1 pseudogene is annotated in these 1,210 nt (G+C 56.4%); it reads left to right on the forward strand.

Going from position 1 to position 1,210, the window contains the following annotated elements:
• Nucleotides 1-1,040: 1,040 nt before the first annotated feature.
• Nucleotides 1,041-1,210, forward strand: a pseudogene (locus tag ACFFNA_RS36910) (ISKra4-like element ISMet1 family transposase); the annotation flags it as partial.

A 1,210-nucleotide genomic window follows, 5' to 3' on the forward strand; every position in this document is an offset into this window, starting at 1 on the left:
GATCTTGCGCAGGCGCGGACTTTTCCGACACGACTATGACGGGGCAACGCTGCGGGACCATTTCGGTCTGCCGCGTCCGCAAAACACATTCAGCGGACTGCAAAGGGCGACCGCTTGATGCATCATGAAGATCGAAGACCTGCTGTTCCCTTTTTTCAGGATTCGCTGAGAAATCTTCAGCTTAAACCCGATTATTGTGGTCCATCTGTCATATTTTCCAAGGCCACTGCACGGTAGAGTAACAGCAACGTAGGTAAGACGGCGCAGACCGTCATGTTCTTTACAAGAGGCAAATCTCCCGAGGGATCGTCAACATGATCCGGCGGTCGGAAGGATCCGCCGGCTGAAAGAGGTCGGTGCCAAATGACGCGGTCAGGAGATGGATTGGATGATCCACGCCAGGCATCTGCACGGATTACCTCCCCAAAATGGCGAGCCGGTCACGGAATTGAGCCACCGTCGCGAGCTTTTCGAGGCAGTGGAGGCTTCGCTGTCTGCTGTCCGCAGGGCGAAGCGCGCAGCAGATGAGAACCTGCGGCGAGTGCACGGTGCGCCGGATAGCGTGCGAAGAGCACATCCGGCATCGCAACAACTGTGCGAGGCCTGCTTTCAGCCATCGGTTGGCGACGGCCTCCGCGTTACGTCAGCCGGTCTCCGGTCAAACATACCCTCATCGAGCCCTCAAAATGGAGCGCTGCTAACTGGGAAAAGGGACGGCAACGGCTGTTTCGATGCTTCGTCATTATCCGGAGAGGTTAGCGCCGCGGCCCGTGTTGAGCGCCGAGCGTCGGATCAACTTGATTTTCTCGGGCATCCAATACCTCGTCGTCCCAGGTGCACTCAGCAAAGCACGCGATATCGTTCCTTTGCGATTCGTCGACTAGAGGATCTATGCGTCAGCAGACAATTGAGAATTTGCATTTAATTTGAGATTCGCGCTTGGCTCGCTGCGAGACCGGTAATTTCTCTGGGGTCGAATACGGGTTGTTAGCCCAAGCAGTCCATCACCGTCGCTTCTTCAAGGAGGCAGCGATGGGACGCGCAAAATCAGAACTGTTTTCGGCACCGTGAAGGTTCGCAATCCCCGTTGGATGCTCTGCCGGGATTGCCATCCTGGCATGGTCGCTGCCTTCGCACCACTCAACGAGATCTGCCCTGATCGAGCCACGCCTGAACTGATTGAACTGACGGCGCGATTGGGAAGCATGAT

Origin of the sequence: Mesorhizobium kowhaii, assembly GCF_042431665.1 — a bacterium.
GTDB lineage: Bacteria > Pseudomonadota > Alphaproteobacteria > Rhizobiales > Rhizobiaceae > Mesorhizobium > Mesorhizobium kowhaii.